The organism is Glaesserella parasuis, assembly GCF_002015085.1.
Lineage (GTDB): Bacteria > Pseudomonadota > Gammaproteobacteria > Enterobacterales > Pasteurellaceae > Glaesserella > Glaesserella parasuis.
On sequence record NZ_MUXW01000003.1, the window covers coordinates 132,211 to 149,537 of the forward strand.

A 17,327-nucleotide genomic window follows, 5' to 3' on the forward strand; every position below is an offset into this window, starting at 1 on the left:
GACTATTTTAACATGAATAAAATTTTTCTTAACTAGAAGATAATCAATCAGTTAGAAAATATAAGAGAGAAAGATTGCCTAACAAAGCTCATTTAATCACCATTCAATTTTTGCAATTTGATTTTTTTCAAACAAATTGCAGAATCCTCTAGTAAAACATTCATTCTTTTTATACATTTCACATACATCTTTTATTTATATCTATCTTATTGTTTTAATAAGAAAAATTATCATTTGCAGTGAGTTATGTGTGAGGAGGCTCGCGTGAAAAAAGTCAGTAAAATGTTAAAAAACAGCCTTGTTGCGACAATGGCTATGTTGGGGTGTTTCCAAGCTGCGTGGGCAGGGGAAGCCAAAGAGTTTGAAGGTCCAAAACCTGATGTGAAAATTGAATCAGCTAACCATAAATTTGCTGAACTCTATCCTTTACAGTACCAATCTTGGGCTGCAACAGCCGAATCTAAAGAAGTAACAAGTGCTTTAGAAGAAGATCCTCGTTTAGTGGTCTTGTGGACAGGCTATGCATTCTCTAAAGATTACAATAAGCCTCGTGGTCACTTCTATGCGGTTACTGATGTGCGTAATATCTTGCGTACTGGTGCGCCAATGGACGAAAATTCTGGCCCTCAGCCTATGGCGTGCTGGGCGTGTAAAAGTCCAGATGTGCCACGTATGATCGCAGAAAAAGGCGAAGTTGGTTATTTTGATGCAAAATGGGCTAAATATGGTTCAGAAATTGTCAATCCTATTGGTTGTGCGGACTGCCACGATACCACTTCACAAGAATTTAAAGATGGCAAAGCGGCACTGCGTGTTGCTCGCCCACACGTTTTGCGTGCGTTAGAAGTTATCGGTTGGAAATTCGATACACTGGATAAACACGGAAAACGTGCCGCAGTATGTTCTAACTGTCACGTTGAATACTATTTTGCGGGTAAAGAAAAAGCGGTGACATTCCCTTGGGATAAAGGTGTAGATGTTGATAGCATTGAAAAATACTTTGATGAAATCAAATTCACTGACTGGGTTCACGGCTTATCAAAAGCACCAATGCTAAAAGCACAACACCCAGACTTTGAAACTTGGGCATTAGGTACACACGGTAAAAACGGTGTAACCTGTATCGACTGCCATATGCCAAAAGTAGAAACTAAAGATGGTAAAGTCTATACCGATCACAAAATCGGCAATCCGTTTGATAACTTTGAGCATACTTGTAAAACTTGTCACGAACAAAGCAAAGAGAGCTTACAAGCTCGCGTGAAAGAGCATAAAAAACAGATCAAAGACGTAATGATCCGTTTGGAAGATCAGCTTGTTAAAGCACACTTTGAAGCGAAAAGAGCTTGGGAAGCGGGTGCAACTGAAGAAGAAATGAAAGATGCATTGCAAGCAATTCGCCACGCACAATGGCGTTGGGATTACTCAGCTGCAGGACACGGCGGTCATATGCACGCACCTGATGTTATTCTTCACGTTATCGGAACAGGCTTAGATCGTGCAGCTGATGCTCGTACTAAACTTGCAGTCATCTTAACGAAACACGGTGTTCAAACACCAATTGAGTTCCCTGATATTTCAACGAAAGCGAAAGCACAAAAAGTTGTAGGTATCGACTTTGATAAAGAGAAAGCAGCGAAAGAAGAATTCTTACGCACCGTAGTACCACAATGGGAAAAAGAAGCGAAAGAGAAAGGCTTATTACCTGCGGACGCAAAATAATTTGCTAAGTCGAGGCTACTATGAAACATATTTTCTCAATGATTAAGCTACAAGCGGTTGCATTACTGAGTTTCTTTGCAATATCTTCTACTGTGTTGGCAGAAATGCCAGCACAGCCACAACCAATTTGGAGCAATCCGTTGGACAATGTAGATGGTGCAACTATTGCTAAAGACTCTCGTCGTGATCCGAATACTTATTGTGTGAATTGCCACGGACATTTATCTACCTTCAAACACACAGGTAAGCACTTTCAAAAAGACACGGTTAGTCCAAATAACAGCAAACCGCTTAACTGTGTAAGTTGTCACGGCAATATTTCTGAAAATCATCGTAAGGGTGTGAAAGACGTAATGCGTTTTAATGCTCACGGTAAGGCTAAAAATCCAGCCTTGGAGCGTTCAGTCGAAGAGCAAAATCAAGTCTGTTTTGCTTGCCATAGCCCTGACAAATTGCGTGAGAAATTCTGGGCTCACGACACTCACGCTAATAAAATTGCGTGTGTAAACTGCCACAAACTACACCCAGAAAAAGAACCAATGAAAGGCATTGAGTCTAAACAGCGTGTAAAACTCTGCGTGGATTGTCACACAGAAGTACACAAAGGTACGTTTAAAAAAGCGGAAGCTAAGGATCAAAAATGAGTTGTTCCCGTCGAGATTTTATCTCAGGGGCGGGAGCAGTGATTGCCGTGGCAGGCACAACGGGGCTTGCCACAAGTCAGCTCTCCCTTGCGACTGAGAAAGAAAGTAAAACCATTCGCTATGCGATGTTGCACGATGAACAAGCCTGTATCGGTTGTACTGCTTGCATGGACGCTTGTCGTGAAACAAACAAAGTGCCAGAAGGGGTATCCCGTTTAGAAATTATTCGTAGCCAACCTTATGGCGAATTTCCAAACGTAAAATATGAATTTTTCCGTCAATCTTGCCAACATTGTAGCAATGCGCCTTGTGTGAGCGTTTGCCCAACAGGTGCGTCTTTCATTGATAAAGCAACAGGCATTGTTGATGTTAATCCAGATCTCTGTGTTGGTTGTGCTTATTGCATTGCGGTCTGTCCATATCGTGTTCGCTATATTGAGCCAGTGAAGAAAACTGCCGATAAATGTAACTTCTGTCGAGATACAAATCTTGCACAAGGTAAACAGCCTGCTTGTGTAGAAAGCTGTCCAACCAAAGCATTAACATTCGGCGACTTAAACGATCCGAATAGCGATATTTCTCGTTTAATCAAAGAAAAACCAACTTATCGCACAAAAATGGAATTAGGCACAGAACCAAATCTTTACCATATTAAGAAAGGGGAGGCAAAATAATGAACGACTATGTTCCATTCCAAACCCCAAATCTTGTATGGGATTCGACCATTGCGATCTATCTCTTTTTACTTGGGATATCCGCAGGTTCAACTTTATTAGCCGTGCTATATAAGCGTAAAGCGAGTTTAGCTGATCCAAGCCAGAGTTGGATGATTCGCACAATGGCAATAATGTCACCGCTTGCAACAATCATCGGTTTAACCTTATTGATTTTCCACTTGGCTCGTCCGTGGACATTCTGGTATTTGATGTTTAACTACCAGTTTGATTCGGTAATGTCGATGGGGGTAATGCTATTCCAAGTCTTTATGGCGGTATTAGTCGTTTGGCTGGCAATCATCTTCAAAAACTGGCTAAGCGGTTTTGGTTTTATTCCGAAATTTGCCTTTGGTTTGATTGATATTGCGGCAAAATTTACCTCGTTGATTGAAATCCTGTTGATCTTACTATCCCTTGCACTTGGGGCTTATACGGGGTTCTTATTATCTGAATTAATCAGTTACCCAATGTTAAATAACCCTGTCTTGCCAGTCTTATTCTTGGCTTCAGGAACTTCATCTGGTATTGTAGCACTTCTTGTTGTAATCTTGGTGGTTGGCAAAGTCGCAACGGATAGTCACGAAGTACATTTCTTGCACAAGTTTGAAAAACCAGTTGCCCTTATTGAAATGTTACTTTTAGCAGGCTTCTTTGCTTACCTTTATGCTAAAGGTGGACAAAGTGCTGTGGCAGCAGATAACGCTTTAGCCTTCTCAGGCTACTGGGGTAAAATGTTCTGGGTAGGCGTTGTGGCTATCGGTTTAGTCATTCCAATGTTACTTAACATTGTTTCACCAGCTAATGTCAAACACCAAAAAGGCTTTATCCTTTTTCTTGCGGTATTAGGTTTAATCGGTGTTCTCTGTTTACGTTACTTTGTTCTTTATGCTGGGCAAATGACGATTGCTTAACCCCTCACAAGCGGGCAGAGCTTGCAAATTTATCGCAAAATCTGCTCGCTTGCTTTTTTCAATATCGATAAAATGTTAATACGAGTTTCTATCCAAAAGGAGCTAATATGAACAGACCGGTCAAAAATGAAATGTTTATTGTAATTGCTAATGGTTTATGGCGTTTATTGGGGAATATCGTCAAAACGTTAAGCTATCCGTTTCACGCCTTATTTCCGAAAAAGCGTTTTACCATTCCAGAATTTAGTCCAGCTAAAAGCGTATCAGCTAAATCAACGAAAATTACTAAGGTCATCTGGCAGACTAATTACAGCAACAAAGTAACCTTACCAGTGTATTGTAATTATTTGGTTAATCGTTTGTTGTCACGAGATTATGACTACCGTTATGTTAGCACTGAAGAGCGGGAAGAATATATCAAAGCTAATGCAGATGAACGTACTTTTAATGCGTATAGTAAACTGACGGATGGGGCAGCTCAGGCAGATTTTTGGCGTATTTTCACCCTATATAATGAAGGCGGTATCTATATGGATATTGATGGACATTTAGTTTGGAATCTGTCTTCAATTATTGGTGAAAATGATAGTGAGGTTTTGATCACTCGCCGAGACGAATACACCAATTTCTTTTTAGCCAGTGAAAAGGGAAATGCGTTTTTGAAAGAAACGTTAGAGATTATTGTCGATAATATTGAGCAACGTCGGATTGATGGTGGCGTATTTTCTTTAACTGGGCCAGCCACCTTAAATATGGCATTGGAAGGAAAAACGGTTAATCGTCGCCGAGATAAAATCACTTGTGCGCAGGGGACTTTTACTAACGAATATTTTCAGTATATGGATAAAAAGCGTGGTAAATGGAATCACGCTAAAAATGAAGATTTGTTGAAGTAATCTGATATTAAGAGGCATAGTAAACAAAAGTTACTATGCCATATTGGTGTCTTAATTGATTATTGGGTGTAATAGACAAAAGAAATATAGATATATATCTAAAGACATTATGGGGAATCAAACAATTCCTTTGCTTTTAATAGTAACAGTAGGGCAGTTAAATCTCCAAAGTTTACTACGAATGCCGATTGTTCTTGTACTTTGGGTTTGGCATGTAGTGCAACGCCTAAACTGGCATGTTTAAGCATCAGTAGATCATTGGCTCCATCTCCTACTGCAATCCATTGCACTTGTGGAATACCAAACTTGTGAGCTAGAGCCATTAACGTATCTGCTTTACATTGAGCATCTACTACTTTGCCAAGTATTTGACCTGTTAGTTTGCCATCAATAACTTCAAGCCTATTTGACACAGAATAATCTAGATCAAAAGACTGTCTGAGGTAGTCTGCAAAATAGTCAAATCCTCCTGAAGCAATAGCTATCTTCCAGCCATATTGTTTCAGACTTTTAACTAATAATTCAAAACCATCCATAAGTGGTAACTGTTCACGAACTTGTTGTAAGATACTTTCTGGTGCATTTTCAAGTGCTGCAACACGCTGACGTAAACTTTCTTCAAAATCAAGTTCTCCACGCATAGCTCTTGCTGTAATAGATGAAACAATCTCTCCTTTTCCTGCTAATTTAGCAATCTCATCAATACACTCAATTTTAATCGCAGTAGAATCCATATCCATTAAAAGTAAACCTTCTTTTTTAATGCAAGGAAGAATATCTAACCTACTAAAATCAGCTTGTATGGTTTGAGCCTTCTCTCGTAGAGAATCTGTCAAATCTCCTCTAAAAAAAGCAACATGGTAATCCAAATACTCCACTTGTTTTACAAAAATAGTAGAACTTATGTGAGTGAAGTGGGCAATCTGTTCAGCTGTAAGCTGCTTACTGTAAATAAAAAAGATATGTGACATGATTCTTTCAAACCTTTATAGTGAGTTTTACTAACTTTAGCAAAATTACGTGTTAGAATCATCTTCTAATTTTATGGGGACAATTATGTATATTTCTCGTGAACAACTAATAAAGAGTAGCATTATTGCTGTGATCATAGCAATTTGTTTAATGATTGTGTGGATAATACTGACCGGTATAAACCATTTCAAAGTAGGTTCACAGCTGGCTGGGATTAACCAAGTAACAAATCTTTCTCATTTACTTGTACGACAACAGGCAAAATTGTTTTCCTTGATGTTAGTAAAAAACGCAAAAAATGATGAATTAGTTGAAGCATTAGATGTTTTTGCTAAAGAAGCGTTTGTCATTGATGCTAATTTGTATTCGCCATCAGGAAATTTAGTTGCACATAGTAGCAATGCGATTGAATTTAACCCGAGAGTAAACGACAAGATACAACAAGAGCCGGTACTTACCCAACAAATTGTAGAGCCTATTTTTGCACAGGATGACTTAATTGGGTTTTTACGAGTAACTTTTGACTCTCAATATGGGCAAACAACACAACATAAAGTAAATGAATTATTTCATTTGCTTTATGGTGAGTTGATTATTTTATTTATGTCTGGAGGGCTATTTGTTAGTTGTTTCTATTATTTTTTACAGCTAAATACAACAAAAACAGTTTCGTCAAACTTTATACCTATTGAATTAAAACGTCAAACTCAACGTTTTCACTCTCGAAGAAGAGCTTTTCGCCGTAAATGATTGTAATTCAGGTAAGGGAGAGTATAATACCTCGCATTTTGCCAATATGGCATATTTACAATGACACAACTTAAATTTAATTTGAAGAGGAATAAATGGCTAAAGAAGATTGCATTGAAATGCAAGGTACAATTTTAGAAACCTTACCTAATACTATGTTTCGAGTAGAACTAGAAAATGGGCATGTTGTAACAGCCCATATTTCAGGAAAAATGCGTAAAAACTATATTCGGATTCTAACTGGAGATAAAGTCACCGTTGAAATGACCCCATACGATTTAAGTAAGGGGCGAATTATTTTCCGTGCAAGATAATTGAGGTATACGTAAAAATGGAAGCGTCTAGCTCCCATTTTTATGGTTAGCTCTCGGTTATTTTTTAGTAAAGTCAGGTCAATCTTTTGAGCAAACGTCGCTTAACTCAGAATCAACAACGTCGGATTCAAACTAATCATCACAAAAAAATCAATAAAACGGAATTTGAATGGCAAGATGAAATGTTGGGGGAAGTCCAGCAAGGTCTTGTGGTTACTCGCCACGCTAAACACGCAGATGTAGAAACCGCAAGTGGTGAGATTTTCCGTTGTAATTTACGTCGAACGCTGAAAAATGTGGTAGTAGGCGATGTAGTATCGTGGCGTTTGGGAAGTGAGCAGTTACAAGGGATTAGCGGTGTGATTGAGGTTGTTCACCTTCGCCAAAATGAACTAACTCGCCCTGACTATTACGACGGTATTAAAGTAATGGCGTCGAATATCGATCAAATTATCATTGTGTCAGCGGTATTGCCACAGCTCTCTCTGAACATTATCGACCGCTATTTAGTGATTTGTGAAAATGCCAACATTCCTGCATTAATTGTGTTGAATAAAATTGATTTACTGAGTGAGCAAGAGCGAAAAGAAGTACAACAACAGCTTGCGATCTATGAAAAGATCGGCTACCAGACGTTCTGTTTATCGGCGGATACGGGCGAGAATATGGAAGCTTTGAATGCTTATTTAGCGAAAGGCACCTCTATTTTTGTCGGGCAGTCAGGTGTTGGAAAATCAAGCCTAATCAATCAGTTATTACCCGATGTGAATGCCCAAACGGGGGCGGTCAGCGATATTTCAGGCTTAGGGCAACATACCACAACGGCTTCACGTTTATACCACTTATCTCAAGGAGGAAATTTAATCGACTCGCCAGGGATTCGTGAATTTGGCTTATGGCATTTAGAAGCCGATCAGATTACACAAGGTTATCGAGAGTTTGCTTCGGTATTAGGCACTTGTAAATTCCGTGATTGCAAACATAAAGATGACCCAGGTTGTGCATTACGGGAAGCCGTAGAGCAGGGGAAAATCTCCTTGATACGTTTTGATAACTATCACAGACTCTTAGAAAGCCGCCAAGAAAGCAAAAGTCAGCGGCATTTTAGGAAAGAGTAATAAAATCAACGGGTTGCTAGATAAAAATAGCAACCCGTTCTCATTTTTAATGCTTATTGATTATCATCTTCATCGCCTTGTTGATTATCATCTAGTTGAGGTTGTTGAGAATCATTTTTATTTATTGACAGGTTAATTTTTATCTATACAATGTCTCCCGAAAACCCATAATTTATATAAGGAGTCTAACTATGAAAAAATTAGCAGCACTACTTGGTATGCTCTTTTTTGTCAGTAATCCACTTGCTGCCCAGCAGTTTAAAGTGGTCACCACATTCACTGTGATTCAAGACATTGCTCAAAATGTCGCAGGGGATAAGGCGGTGGTCGAATCGATCACCAAACCAGGTGCGGAAATCCACGATTATCAACCAACGCCACAGGATATTGTGAAAGCACAATCTGCGGATTTGGTGTTGTGGAATGGTATGAACCTTGAAAGTTGGTTTGAGCGTTTCTTTGCTCAGGTGAAAGATAAGCCTGCGGTTGTGGTAACGGAAGGCATTGAGCCAATTTCAATCTACGAAGGACCTTACAAAGATAAGCCAAACCCACACGCTTGGATGTCTACGAAAAATGCCTTGATTTATATTGAGAATATTCGTCAAGCCTTAGTAAAATACGATCCAGCAAATGCAGAAGCCTATAATGCGAATGCAAAAGCCTATGCCGATAAGATCGTTGCCTTAGATCAGCCGTTGCGTGAGCGCTTGGCAAAAGTGCCTGAAGCACAACGTTGGTTAGTGACGAGCGAAGGGGCGTTTAGCTATCTTGCTAGAGATTATGGCTTCAGAGAGTTATATCTTTGGGCGATTAACCAAGATGAACAAGGCACGCCAAAACAGATCCGCAAAGTGATCGACCAAGTGCGTAAACATCAAATTCCAGTGGTATTTAGCGAAAGTACCATTTCAGATAAACCAGCTAAACAAGTGGCAAAAGAGAGTAAAGCACGCTATGGCGGTGTGTTATATGTGGACTCTCTCTCAACCAAAGATGGCAAAGTACCAACCTATATTGATTTACTCAATGTCACTGTAAGTACTATTGTTGCTGGATTTGAGAAATAAATCATTCCTCTCTCCCGTTTACGGGAGAGAGACAGCCGAAGGATTCGTTCAGAATCCGTAGGCAGAGAGAGGGCTATTTTGCCCTTTCCCTCCGAAAATCCTACGGATTTTCTCCCCCCTCTCCCATAAATGGGAGAGGGAAATTTAATTTAAATCAATATGTTATAGTTATTATTATGTAGGATTACCTAACAAATATGAACATTCCCCTGAGTTCTCTTTCTGTTTCTGATGTCACCGTTCGTTATAGCAACGGACACACGGCAATTCACGATGTTACTTTTCGCCTTGACGGTGGCACAATCTGTGCATTACTTGGGGTGAACGGCAGTGGCAAATCAACCTTATTTAAAAGCATTATGGGCTTAGTTCAGCCAAAAGGAAAGATTGAACTATGCGGACTGCCTGTAAATCAAGCCTTAAAACGCAATCTTGTTGCTTATGTGCCACAAAGTGAAGAAGTGGACTGGCAATTTCCTGTATCGGTTTATGATGTAGTAATGATGGGGCGTTATGGCTATATGAATTTTCTGCGTATCCCTTCTGCTGTGGATAAGCAAAAAGTTGCCGAAGCAATGGATCGGGTCAATATTGCTCACCTTGCTGATCGTCAAATCGGCGAGCTTTCTGGGGGGCAGAAAAAACGCGTGTTTTTGGCACGTTCGCTTGCTCAAGAGAGCAAAATTATCTTACTTGACGAACCTTTCACTGGCGTGGACGTAAATACCGAAAATGCGATAATCGATCTGCTCAAACAGCTTCGGGATAGCGGTCACTTAATCCTAGTTTCTACCCATAATTTAGCCGCCGTACCAAGTTTTTGCGATCAAGCGGTAATGATTAATCGCACGGTGTTAGCAACAGGAACAATTGAAACAACATTCACCCCTGAAAATCTTGAGCGAGTGTTTGGCGGTGTCTTGCGTTATCAGCAGTTACTCGGAGAACATAAGGAATAATCAATGCTTGAGTTACTGCTAGAACCTTTTTCCTACGATTATATGTTTAAAGCGATTGTGGTAAGCGGTGCAATCGGGGCGGTCTGTGCTTTTTTATCTGCCTATTTAATGCTTAAAGGCTGGTCGCTGATTGGTGATGCCTTATCGCACGCCGTTGTTCCTGGTGTTGCATTGGCTTATGCCTTGTCCCTGCCTTATGCTGTCGGGGCTTTCTTTTCGGGATTTCTTGCCACTATTGCTATTTTAGCGGTTAAATCCGTCACAAAATTACGAGAAGATGCGGTAATTGGCTTTATTTTTACCACCTTTTTTGCCTTAGGTTTATTGATTATTTCAATCAATCCAACCTCCGTTAATGTGCAATCCATCATTCTCGGCAATATCTTAGGTATTGCCGATGAAGATATGCTACAAGTGGTGATTATTTTATCGGTGTCACTCTTTTTTCTAGTGATTTACTGGAAAGATTTATTACTTGTCTTTTTTGATGAAATTCAAGCCAAAGCCGTAGGCATTTCGCCGATGCGACTTAAAGTGCTGTTTTTTAGCCTACTCAGTGCTTGTATCGTTGCAGCATTACAAAGTGTCGGTGCAATTTTAGTGATCGCAATGGTTGTTACACCAGGGGCAACGGCGTATTTATTAACGGATAAATTCGGCAAATTATTGATTATCGCAATTTCACTTGGCGGTTTTAGTGGATTTTTTGGTGCTTATTTAAGCTATTTTGCTGATGGTGCGACAGGCGGATTTATTGTCACGCTACAAACCCTACTGTTTTTATTAGCGTTCTTCTTTGCCCCTAAATATGGTTTAGTTTCACGCAAATTTGCAAAAAATCCGGCCAAACCGACCGCTAGTCAAGGGGGGGAATAATGGACGCACTCTATCAATGGTTTGCTGAACCGCTTGCTTTCCCTTTTATACAACAAGCCTTAGTTATCGGTATTGTGGTTGCCATAATCTGTGCTGTGTTGTCCTGCTACTTAGTGCTAAAAGGTTGGTCGCTAATGGGCGATGCCATCTCACACGCCGTATTACCAGGGATTGTGATTGCCTATCTGCTTGCCATTCCATTAGCAATCGGGGCTTTTGTTTCGGGTATTTTTTGTGCCGTTGCCGTGGGCTATCTCAAAGAAAATAGTCGCATTAAAGAAGATACGGTAATGGGGATCGTCTTTTCAGGAATGTTTGCGTTAGGCTTAGTGATGTTTGCCAAAGTTGAAACCGATCAACATTTAATGCACATCTTATTTGGTGACCTACTTGGGATTACCAACAGTGAATTTTACCAAACCCTAGCTATCTCTCTTGTGGTGTTATTAGTTATCTTAGTGAAACGCCGAGATTTCCTACTATACTGCTTCGATGCCAGCCACACTCGCACCGTTGGCTTTAATATCAAAGTGTTACATTACAGCTTACTGGTTTTATTGGCATTAGTGATCATTAGTGCAATGCAAGTAGTTGGCGTGATTTTAGTGGTCGCAATGTTGATTACCCCAGGGATCACAGGCTACACACTTGCCAAACGCTTTGACCGAATGCTGCTGATCGCCATCTTTACTGCGGTAAATAGTGCTTTCTGGGGCGTGTTTTTAAGTTTCCATTTTGATGTCGCCACAGGACCTTGTATTGTGTTGTTGCAAGCGGTAGGGTTTTTAGGGGCGTTAGGAATCAATAAATTTAGGGGCTGTCCTAGATAACGACTAAAAGCTCTATTTTAGGTTAAAATAACCAAATGAGAAAAAGTCGTCTAAGTCAGCATAAACAAAATAAACTCATTGAGCTGTTTGTGGCAGGTGTCACTGCTCGAACAGCGGCTGAGTTGGTAAATGTAAATAAAACGACAGCAGCCCATTACTTCTATCGTCTGCAATTGCTTATCTATCAAAACAGTCCACATATGGAGATGTTTGAAGGTGAAATTGAAGCCGATGAAAGCTATTTTGGCGGCACTCGCAAAGGTAAACGAGGTCGTGGAGCTGTGGGTAAAACCGCTGTATTCGGGCTTTTAAAGTGTGATGGTAAGGTGTATACCGTCGTTGTACCGAATATTCAATCTGCGACACTTTTACCGATTATTCGAGAAAAGGTGAAGCCTGACAGCATTGTTTACACCGATTTTTATCGAAGCTATGATGTTCTTGATGTGAGTGAGTTTAATCATTTTCGTATCAATCACAGTACTCATTTCGCAGAAAAACAAAATCATATAAACGGAATTGAGAATTTTTGGAACCAAGCTAAACATCATTTACGCAAGTTTAACGGTATTCCCAAAGCACATTTTGAGTTGTATTTGAAGGAATGCGAATGGCGTTTTAATCACGGTAACTTAAAATCTCAAATTTCCATTTTAAAACAATTAGTTAAGGGCAGCTTAAGTTAGTTATCTAGGACAGCCCCTTAAATTAATATCAAGCTGTGTTGTATTGATCAAGAACGTTCCCCCTGAATAATCAGGGGGATCTCTCCTATCCACCATTTAGGGTTTTCCCTAAATCAATATCAAATTAGCGGTTGTGTTAGCTTGACTGAGCCTACTCTCTGCTATTTTTAAAAGAGGTGTACTATGAGTGAAAATACAAAACCTGAACGGCAGTCTTGGTCTAGTCAATTAACCTATATTTTAACTGTCGCAGGGGCAACAGTCGGTTTCGGTGCGACTTGGCGTTTCCCTTATCTTGTAGGGGAAAACGGCGGTGGTGCTTATGTTTTCCTTTTCTGTATTGCGATGATTGTAATCGGTATTCCGATGATTTTAGTTGAAAATGTGATCGGTCGTCGTATGCAAGTCAATTCCATTGATGCCTTCGGTGGCAGTGCGAATGGCAAAAAAATCCATTCTGCGTGGAAAATTCTCGGCTATATGGGGCTACTGGGTTCTGTCGGTATCTTAGCCTACTATATGGTATTAGGCGGTTGGGTACTCACCTATATCGGTAGTTTAGCAACAGGCGGCTTAGATCTCTCTTCGCCAGTCACAATTGAAACCACATCTGCCTACTTTAAAGATAACATTCAAAACAATCCATTAAGAGTTATTCTTTATACGGGAGTTTTTGTTGCAGTAAACTACTTTATCCTGATTAGAGGTATTAAAGAGGGGATCGAGCGTTCTGTAAAACTACTGATGCCACTACTCTTTGTCTTCTTAATCATTATGATTATTCGTAATGTCACCTTACCTGGTGCGACCGAAGGTATCAGTTTCTACCTTATCCCAGATTTCTCAAAAATTACACCGAAGCTCTTTGTCTTCGTATTAGGACAAGTGTTCTTCGCACTCAGTCTTGGTTTTGGGGTATTAATTACCTTATCAAGCTACTTGTCTAAACAAGAAAATCTAGTCAAAACCGCAACAATTACAGGGGTTATTAATACCTTAATTGCCCTTGCTGCTGGCTTTATGATTTTCCCATCACTCTTTACCTTTAATGTTGCCCCGAACTCAGGACCAACATTAGTGTTCCAAAGCTTACCGATTGTGTTCTCACATATGTGGGCAGGTACAATCTTTGCGATTATCTTCTTTGGTTTATTAATCACTGCGGCACTCACTACATCAATTACCATCTATGAAGTTTTGATTACCGCATTGCAAGAAAAAACTAAACTGAGCCGTAAACAAGCGATCACCTTGACATTATTCGGTATCTTCATTGTGGGTAATATCCCATCAGTGCTTGGCGATAACGTTTGGAGCAATGTCAAAATTGCAGGTATGAGCATTTTTGATGCGTTCGACTACATAAGCGGTAACATTCTCTTCGTTTTAACCGCATTAGGTAGTGCGATTTTCGTCGGCTATGTATTGAAAGATGAGGCGAAGAAAGAGTTAAATACCAGTGAAAAATTCACAAACATTTGGTTTAGCTACGTCCGTTATGTTATTCCTGTACTGATTATTGTGATTTTTGTGAATTCGCTTTAATAGGTAATATGAAAGCGGTGAGAAAGTTGTAAAAAATACAATATTCTCACCGCTTCTGTTTAGTGGGTATAATAGTAAATAAAATCTAATAAAGGAGGATACTACTAATCTCTTAATCTATCCAAAAGCTCGGGCTGAGAATAACCAACAAGGTAAACACTTCCAAACGCCCACAAACCATTGCAAACGTTAATACCCATTTTGCACTATCAGGAATTTGAGTAAAGTTACTGCTGACCGTACCTAACGCTGGTCCAAGGTTATTTAGGCTGGCAATCACCGCATTTAATGCATCGAAAGTTTCCATACCACAAGCAATAGTCGCCAGCCAACAGACCACAAATACAAAGAAATAGGCTGAAAAGAATGCCCATACCCCTTCCACAATCCGCTCTGATAAAACGTGTTTACCCAATTTGATCGGCTGAATAACATTTGGGTGAATAAAGCGGTGGATTTCTCGTTTTCCTTGCAAATAAAGCAACAACACACGGAACATTTTCAAACCGCCGCCCGTTGAACCTGCACAGCCACCAATAAATGAAGCAAGCACTAATAACAATGGCAAGAAAGACGGCCACTGGCTAAAATCATTGGTAGTAAAACCTGCCGTAGTCGAAATAGAGACCGACTGGAACAAGGCTTGAATAAAGGTCACAGAGTGATCGTCAAAATAGTTATAAATCAGCAACACTCCAAAACAGATCACAAATAACGCTAACTGAACCGTAATAAAAAAGTGGAATTCGTAATCTTTCCAATACAAACCAAGAAAATTCGACTTATTATTGCCTTTGTAGCGATCATTAAACTGATCAAACACCGCAAAATGCAGAGCAAAGTTACAGGAAGAGATCAATAAGAACAGCACTGTAATCAAATCAATCGTTGGACTGTTAAAGTAGCCGATACTTGCATCGTGGGTTGAAAATCCGCCAATTGCCACCGTGGCAAAACTATGGGAAATTGCATCAAAACCGTTCATACCTGCCAACCAGTAAGCAACAGCACACAGCACCGTCAAAGAGAGATAAATCAGCCACAATGCTTTTGCCGTTTCTGCAATCCGTGGACGCATTTTCTGTTCTTTCAACGGGCCAGGCATTTCCGCACGGTATAACTGCATTCCCCCAATGCCTAATAACGGAATAATGGCTACCGCAAGCACGATGATCCCCATTCCGCCGAGCCATTGTAGGAACTGACGATAAAATAAAATCGCTTTTGGCAGCTGATCTAGCCCTGTAATTACTGTTGCCCCTGTTGTTGTTAAACCTGAAAAAGACTCAAAAATAGACTCAGAGAAATTCAAATCAGGGTTTTCCAACAGAATAAATGGCACAGCCCCCAGCGACCCTAGCACCACCCAAAACAGCACCACGATTAGAAAACCTTCACGGGAACGTAGCTCTTGCTTATATTTTCGACAAAACCACCACAAAGCCGTACCGACACTGAAATTCAGCACAAAGGCCTCCAAAAACGCACGACCACCGCCGTCATCATAAATCAACGCCACAAACGCTGGCACAAGCATCGTGAAAGAAAAACACATCACCAAAATGCCAACAATACGCATAATTGAAAAAAATTGCACAGGGAAATCCTTTAAATAATAAGATAATGAAATGGTACTCTGCTTTTTGCACGAGTCAAATCATTTGAAAACCAAGATCTTGGTTTATAAGCGGTGAGATAAATTTTGCATTTTACGAAGAATAAATTTTACTCTGTCTTTGTTCTAATTTTTCAATGACCAAATTGGTTTCACCATATTCAATTTAGGCATACTCATTTGTTTACATCACTAATTTTTTCGCCATATCTTCTTTAAACCATTGATTAATTTCTCTCATCTCTCGAATTTTATCGTGAATTTCCATTGCCGTTCTAAACAATGCTGGTTTATCTGCACTGACTAAGCCAAATAATACGGACGAGATAGTTACTGTACTTAATAGCGTAACAATAGAAACACTATTTGCCGCCAACTTTCCAAACGTTTCAAAGCGAACTGCATATGCTTATAACGAAAATGTAAATGATGCTCTAATTTTACAAAATAAGATTTGTTCAATTCCACGCTCTTGAATTACATATTTTATCTAGCTGAAATAATTGTCTAAGATATTGAGCTACTGCCTCATCTTTATTTTCACCAATTTGCTCATTATTTGGTAAAGCCTGTTTTAAACGAGGATCTGCATTACCCATTAGACAGCCTTTTCCTGCTTGGGATAGCATTTCAATATCATTCATTCCATCGCCAAAAGCAATACAATCTTTCAAGGTATAGCCTCGTAACTTGACTAAGTCTGCAAGTGTATTTGCTTTACAAACGCCTTTATTCATCATTTCAAGGCATTGAGGGGTAGAATAAGTAATTTGTAGTAAATCACCATAATGATGTCGCACAAATTGCTCGACAGGTAACAAGTCTTCAGGCGTTTTTCCAATAAAGAACACTTTTTCAGTTTTTTTACCGTGATGTTGCTGAAAATCTACCACTTGATACATAAAGCCAGAGTCTTGGTGATATTTTCGTAATTGTTCGATTTCAATATTAATGAACCATCCATCACCTTGATAGCTATTAATGAAGACTCGCTTAGGATCAAAGGGTGTTTCGCTCATTATCTTAAAAGCAATCTCTTCAGGAATATGATTTTGATAAAGCAATTCGCCAGAAAGGTTATTTCCTCTTGCTCCATTAGATGTAACTAGCATTGCATCACTCACGCCAACTTTACTAATAATATGTTTAACATCAGGGTAATTTCTGCCTGTAGCTAGAAAAATATCGACACCACGTTGTGAAAGTTTGCGTAATGTTTCGATAGTAAAATCGCCAATGCGGTGATTTGCATTAAGTAATGTGCCATCAAGATCAGAAATAATTGCACGAAAAGGTAAGGCCATAGAAATTCCTTTATCATTTTGAAATGGTAGTTAAGCCTAACAAATTTATTTTATCATCGCAAAAGAAAGCATACATTTTTTGTTTGTGATTAAGCTACGGTTAAAAAATAGCAAAATAATATAAAAAATACTAAACATCATTTTTTGCTGAAAAAAAATGATATTTATGCGTTATACATTACAGGGGTTTATATTAATCACTAGTTAGTCTAAATTTTTTAGCATATTTAACTATTTTAATTACCTAAAAATACACAGAAAACGTTTGCGCTAAGTATAAAATGCTATTGACATTACTCCATTTGAAGTTAATATATGTTCAATTTCTGAATAACAATGCAAACATAAACACACAACTATGGTAAAACTTTTAACTCTTAACCTGCTGGGATTCACGCA

The 17,327-nt window shown here is 39.3% G+C and carries 18 protein-coding genes; 14 read left to right on the plus strand and 4 right to left on the minus strand.

From position 1 onward, the window contains the following. The first annotated feature begins 282 nt into the window (after positions 1-282). The 5 genes from nrfA to B0183_RS02180 all read left to right on the plus strand — a co-directional run bounded on the left by nrfA (position 283) and on the right by B0183_RS02180 (position 4,889). Positions 283-1,722 (plus strand): ammonia-forming nitrite reductase cytochrome c552 subunit, encoded by a 1,440-nt coding sequence (gene nrfA, locus B0183_RS02160; RefSeq protein ID WP_035493300.1) that lies wholly within the window; start codon positions 283-285, stop codon positions 1,720-1,722. Positions 1,723-1,742: 20 nt separating this feature from the next. Continuing rightward, on the plus strand, positions 1,743-2,366 hold the full coding sequence (gene nrfB / locus B0183_RS02165; protein ID WP_078208257.1) for a cytochrome c nitrite reductase pentaheme subunit: 624 nt from the start codon (positions 1,743-1,745) through the stop codon (positions 2,364-2,366). Continuing rightward, positions 2,363-3,040 (plus strand): cytochrome c nitrite reductase Fe-S protein, encoded by a 678-nt coding sequence (nrfC, locus tag B0183_RS02170; RefSeq protein ID WP_005712433.1) that lies wholly within the window; start codon positions 2,363-2,365, stop codon positions 3,038-3,040. The genes nrfB and nrfC overlap by 4 nt, the downstream gene beginning before the upstream one ends. Further along, positions 3,040-3,993 carry a cytochrome c nitrite reductase subunit NrfD gene (gene nrfD / locus B0183_RS02175; protein ID WP_021113936.1) on the plus strand — a complete coding sequence of 318 codons (954 nt, stop codon included), beginning with the start codon at positions 3,040-3,042 and terminating at the stop codon, positions 3,991-3,993. Before nrfC ends, nrfD begins: the two co-directional genes overlap by 1 nt. 107 nt (positions 3,994-4,100) lie before the next feature. Then, positions 4,101-4,889: a glycosyltransferase family 32 protein gene (locus B0183_RS02180; RefSeq protein ID WP_078208258.1), complete on the plus strand. Its 789-nt coding sequence runs from the start codon at positions 4,101-4,103 to the stop codon at positions 4,887-4,889. A 107-nt stretch (positions 4,890-4,996) separates the two neighbouring features. Here B0183_RS02180 and serB read toward each other — a convergent pair whose 3' ends face one another. After that, on the minus strand, positions 4,997-5,860 hold the full coding sequence (serB, locus tag B0183_RS02185) for a phosphoserine phosphatase SerB (RefSeq protein ID WP_021111082.1): 864 nt from the start codon (positions 5,858-5,860) through the stop codon (positions 4,997-4,999). 85 nt (positions 5,861-5,945) lie between these two features. Between serB and B0183_RS02190 the strand changes: the two genes are divergently transcribed. The 9 genes from B0183_RS02190 (at position 5,946) to B0183_RS02230 (ending at position 14,009) form a co-directional block, all read left to right on the plus strand. Further along, the gene (locus B0183_RS02190) at positions 5,946-6,611 is read left to right on the plus strand and encodes a YtjB family periplasmic protein (protein ID WP_021113939.1); all 666 of its coding nucleotides are present in this window, start codon (positions 5,946-5,948) and stop codon (positions 6,609-6,611) included. A gap of 95 nt (positions 6,612-6,706) precedes the next feature. Beyond that, entirely contained in the window at positions 6,707-6,925 is a 219-nt protein-coding gene (gene infA, locus B0183_RS02195; RefSeq protein ID WP_005712424.1) for a translation initiation factor IF-1, read from the plus strand. Positions 6,926-7,011: 86 nt separating this feature from the next. Further along, positions 7,012-8,043, plus strand: coding sequence for a small ribosomal subunit biogenesis GTPase RsgA (rsgA, locus tag B0183_RS02200; RefSeq protein ID WP_078208259.1), 1,032 nt, complete (start codon positions 7,012-7,014; stop codon positions 8,041-8,043). 191 nt (positions 8,044-8,234) lie between these two features. After that, a complete protein-coding gene (locus B0183_RS02205) occupies positions 8,235-9,113 on the plus strand; it encodes a metal ABC transporter substrate-binding protein (protein WP_021113262.1) in 879 nt (292 codons plus the stop codon). Positions 9,114-9,310: 197 nt separating this feature from the next. Then, positions 9,311-10,072, plus strand: a complete 762-nt coding sequence (locus B0183_RS02210; RefSeq protein ID WP_005824145.1) for a metal ABC transporter ATP-binding protein — start codon at positions 9,311-9,313, stop codon at positions 10,070-10,072. Between the two features lie 3 nt (positions 10,073-10,075). Beyond that, complete coding sequence (locus tag B0183_RS02215) at positions 10,076-10,948, plus strand: metal ABC transporter permease (protein ID WP_078208260.1); 873 nt, start codon at positions 10,076-10,078, stop codon at positions 10,946-10,948. Continuing rightward, positions 10,948-11,778, plus strand: coding sequence for a metal ABC transporter permease (locus B0183_RS02220; RefSeq protein WP_106380322.1), 831 nt, complete (start codon positions 10,948-10,950; stop codon positions 11,776-11,778). The genes B0183_RS02215 and B0183_RS02220 overlap by 1 nt, the downstream gene beginning before the upstream one ends. Before the next feature lie 35 nt (positions 11,779-11,813). Further along, entirely contained in the window at positions 11,814-12,464 is a 651-nt protein-coding gene (locus tag B0183_RS02225) for an IS1595 family transposase (protein ID WP_078208261.1), read from the plus strand. A gap of 183 nt (positions 12,465-12,647) precedes the next feature. Beyond that, the gene (locus tag B0183_RS02230; RefSeq protein ID WP_021113816.1) at positions 12,648-14,009 is read left to right on the plus strand and encodes a sodium-dependent transporter; all 1,362 of its coding nucleotides are present in this window, start codon (positions 12,648-12,650) and stop codon (positions 14,007-14,009) included. Positions 14,010-14,121: 112 nt separating this feature from the next. Here B0183_RS02230 and B0183_RS02235 read toward each other — a convergent pair whose 3' ends face one another. From B0183_RS02235 to B0183_RS02245, 3 genes are all read right to left on the minus strand, one after another. Continuing rightward, positions 14,122-15,606, minus strand: a complete 1,485-nt coding sequence (locus B0183_RS02235; protein ID WP_078208262.1) for a TrkH family potassium uptake protein — start codon at positions 15,604-15,606, stop codon at positions 14,122-14,124. Positions 15,607-15,808: 202 nt separating this feature from the next. After that, the gene (locus B0183_RS12440) at positions 15,809-16,000 is read right to left on the minus strand and encodes a hypothetical protein (RefSeq protein WP_005711872.1); all 192 of its coding nucleotides are present in this window, start codon (positions 15,998-16,000) and stop codon (positions 15,809-15,811) included. An 82-nt stretch (positions 16,001-16,082) separates the two neighbouring features. Then, on the minus strand, positions 16,083-16,928 hold the full coding sequence (locus tag B0183_RS02245; RefSeq protein WP_005711874.1) for a Cof-type HAD-IIB family hydrolase: 846 nt from the start codon (positions 16,926-16,928) through the stop codon (positions 16,083-16,085). Between the last annotated feature and the right edge of the window lie 399 nt (positions 16,929-17,327).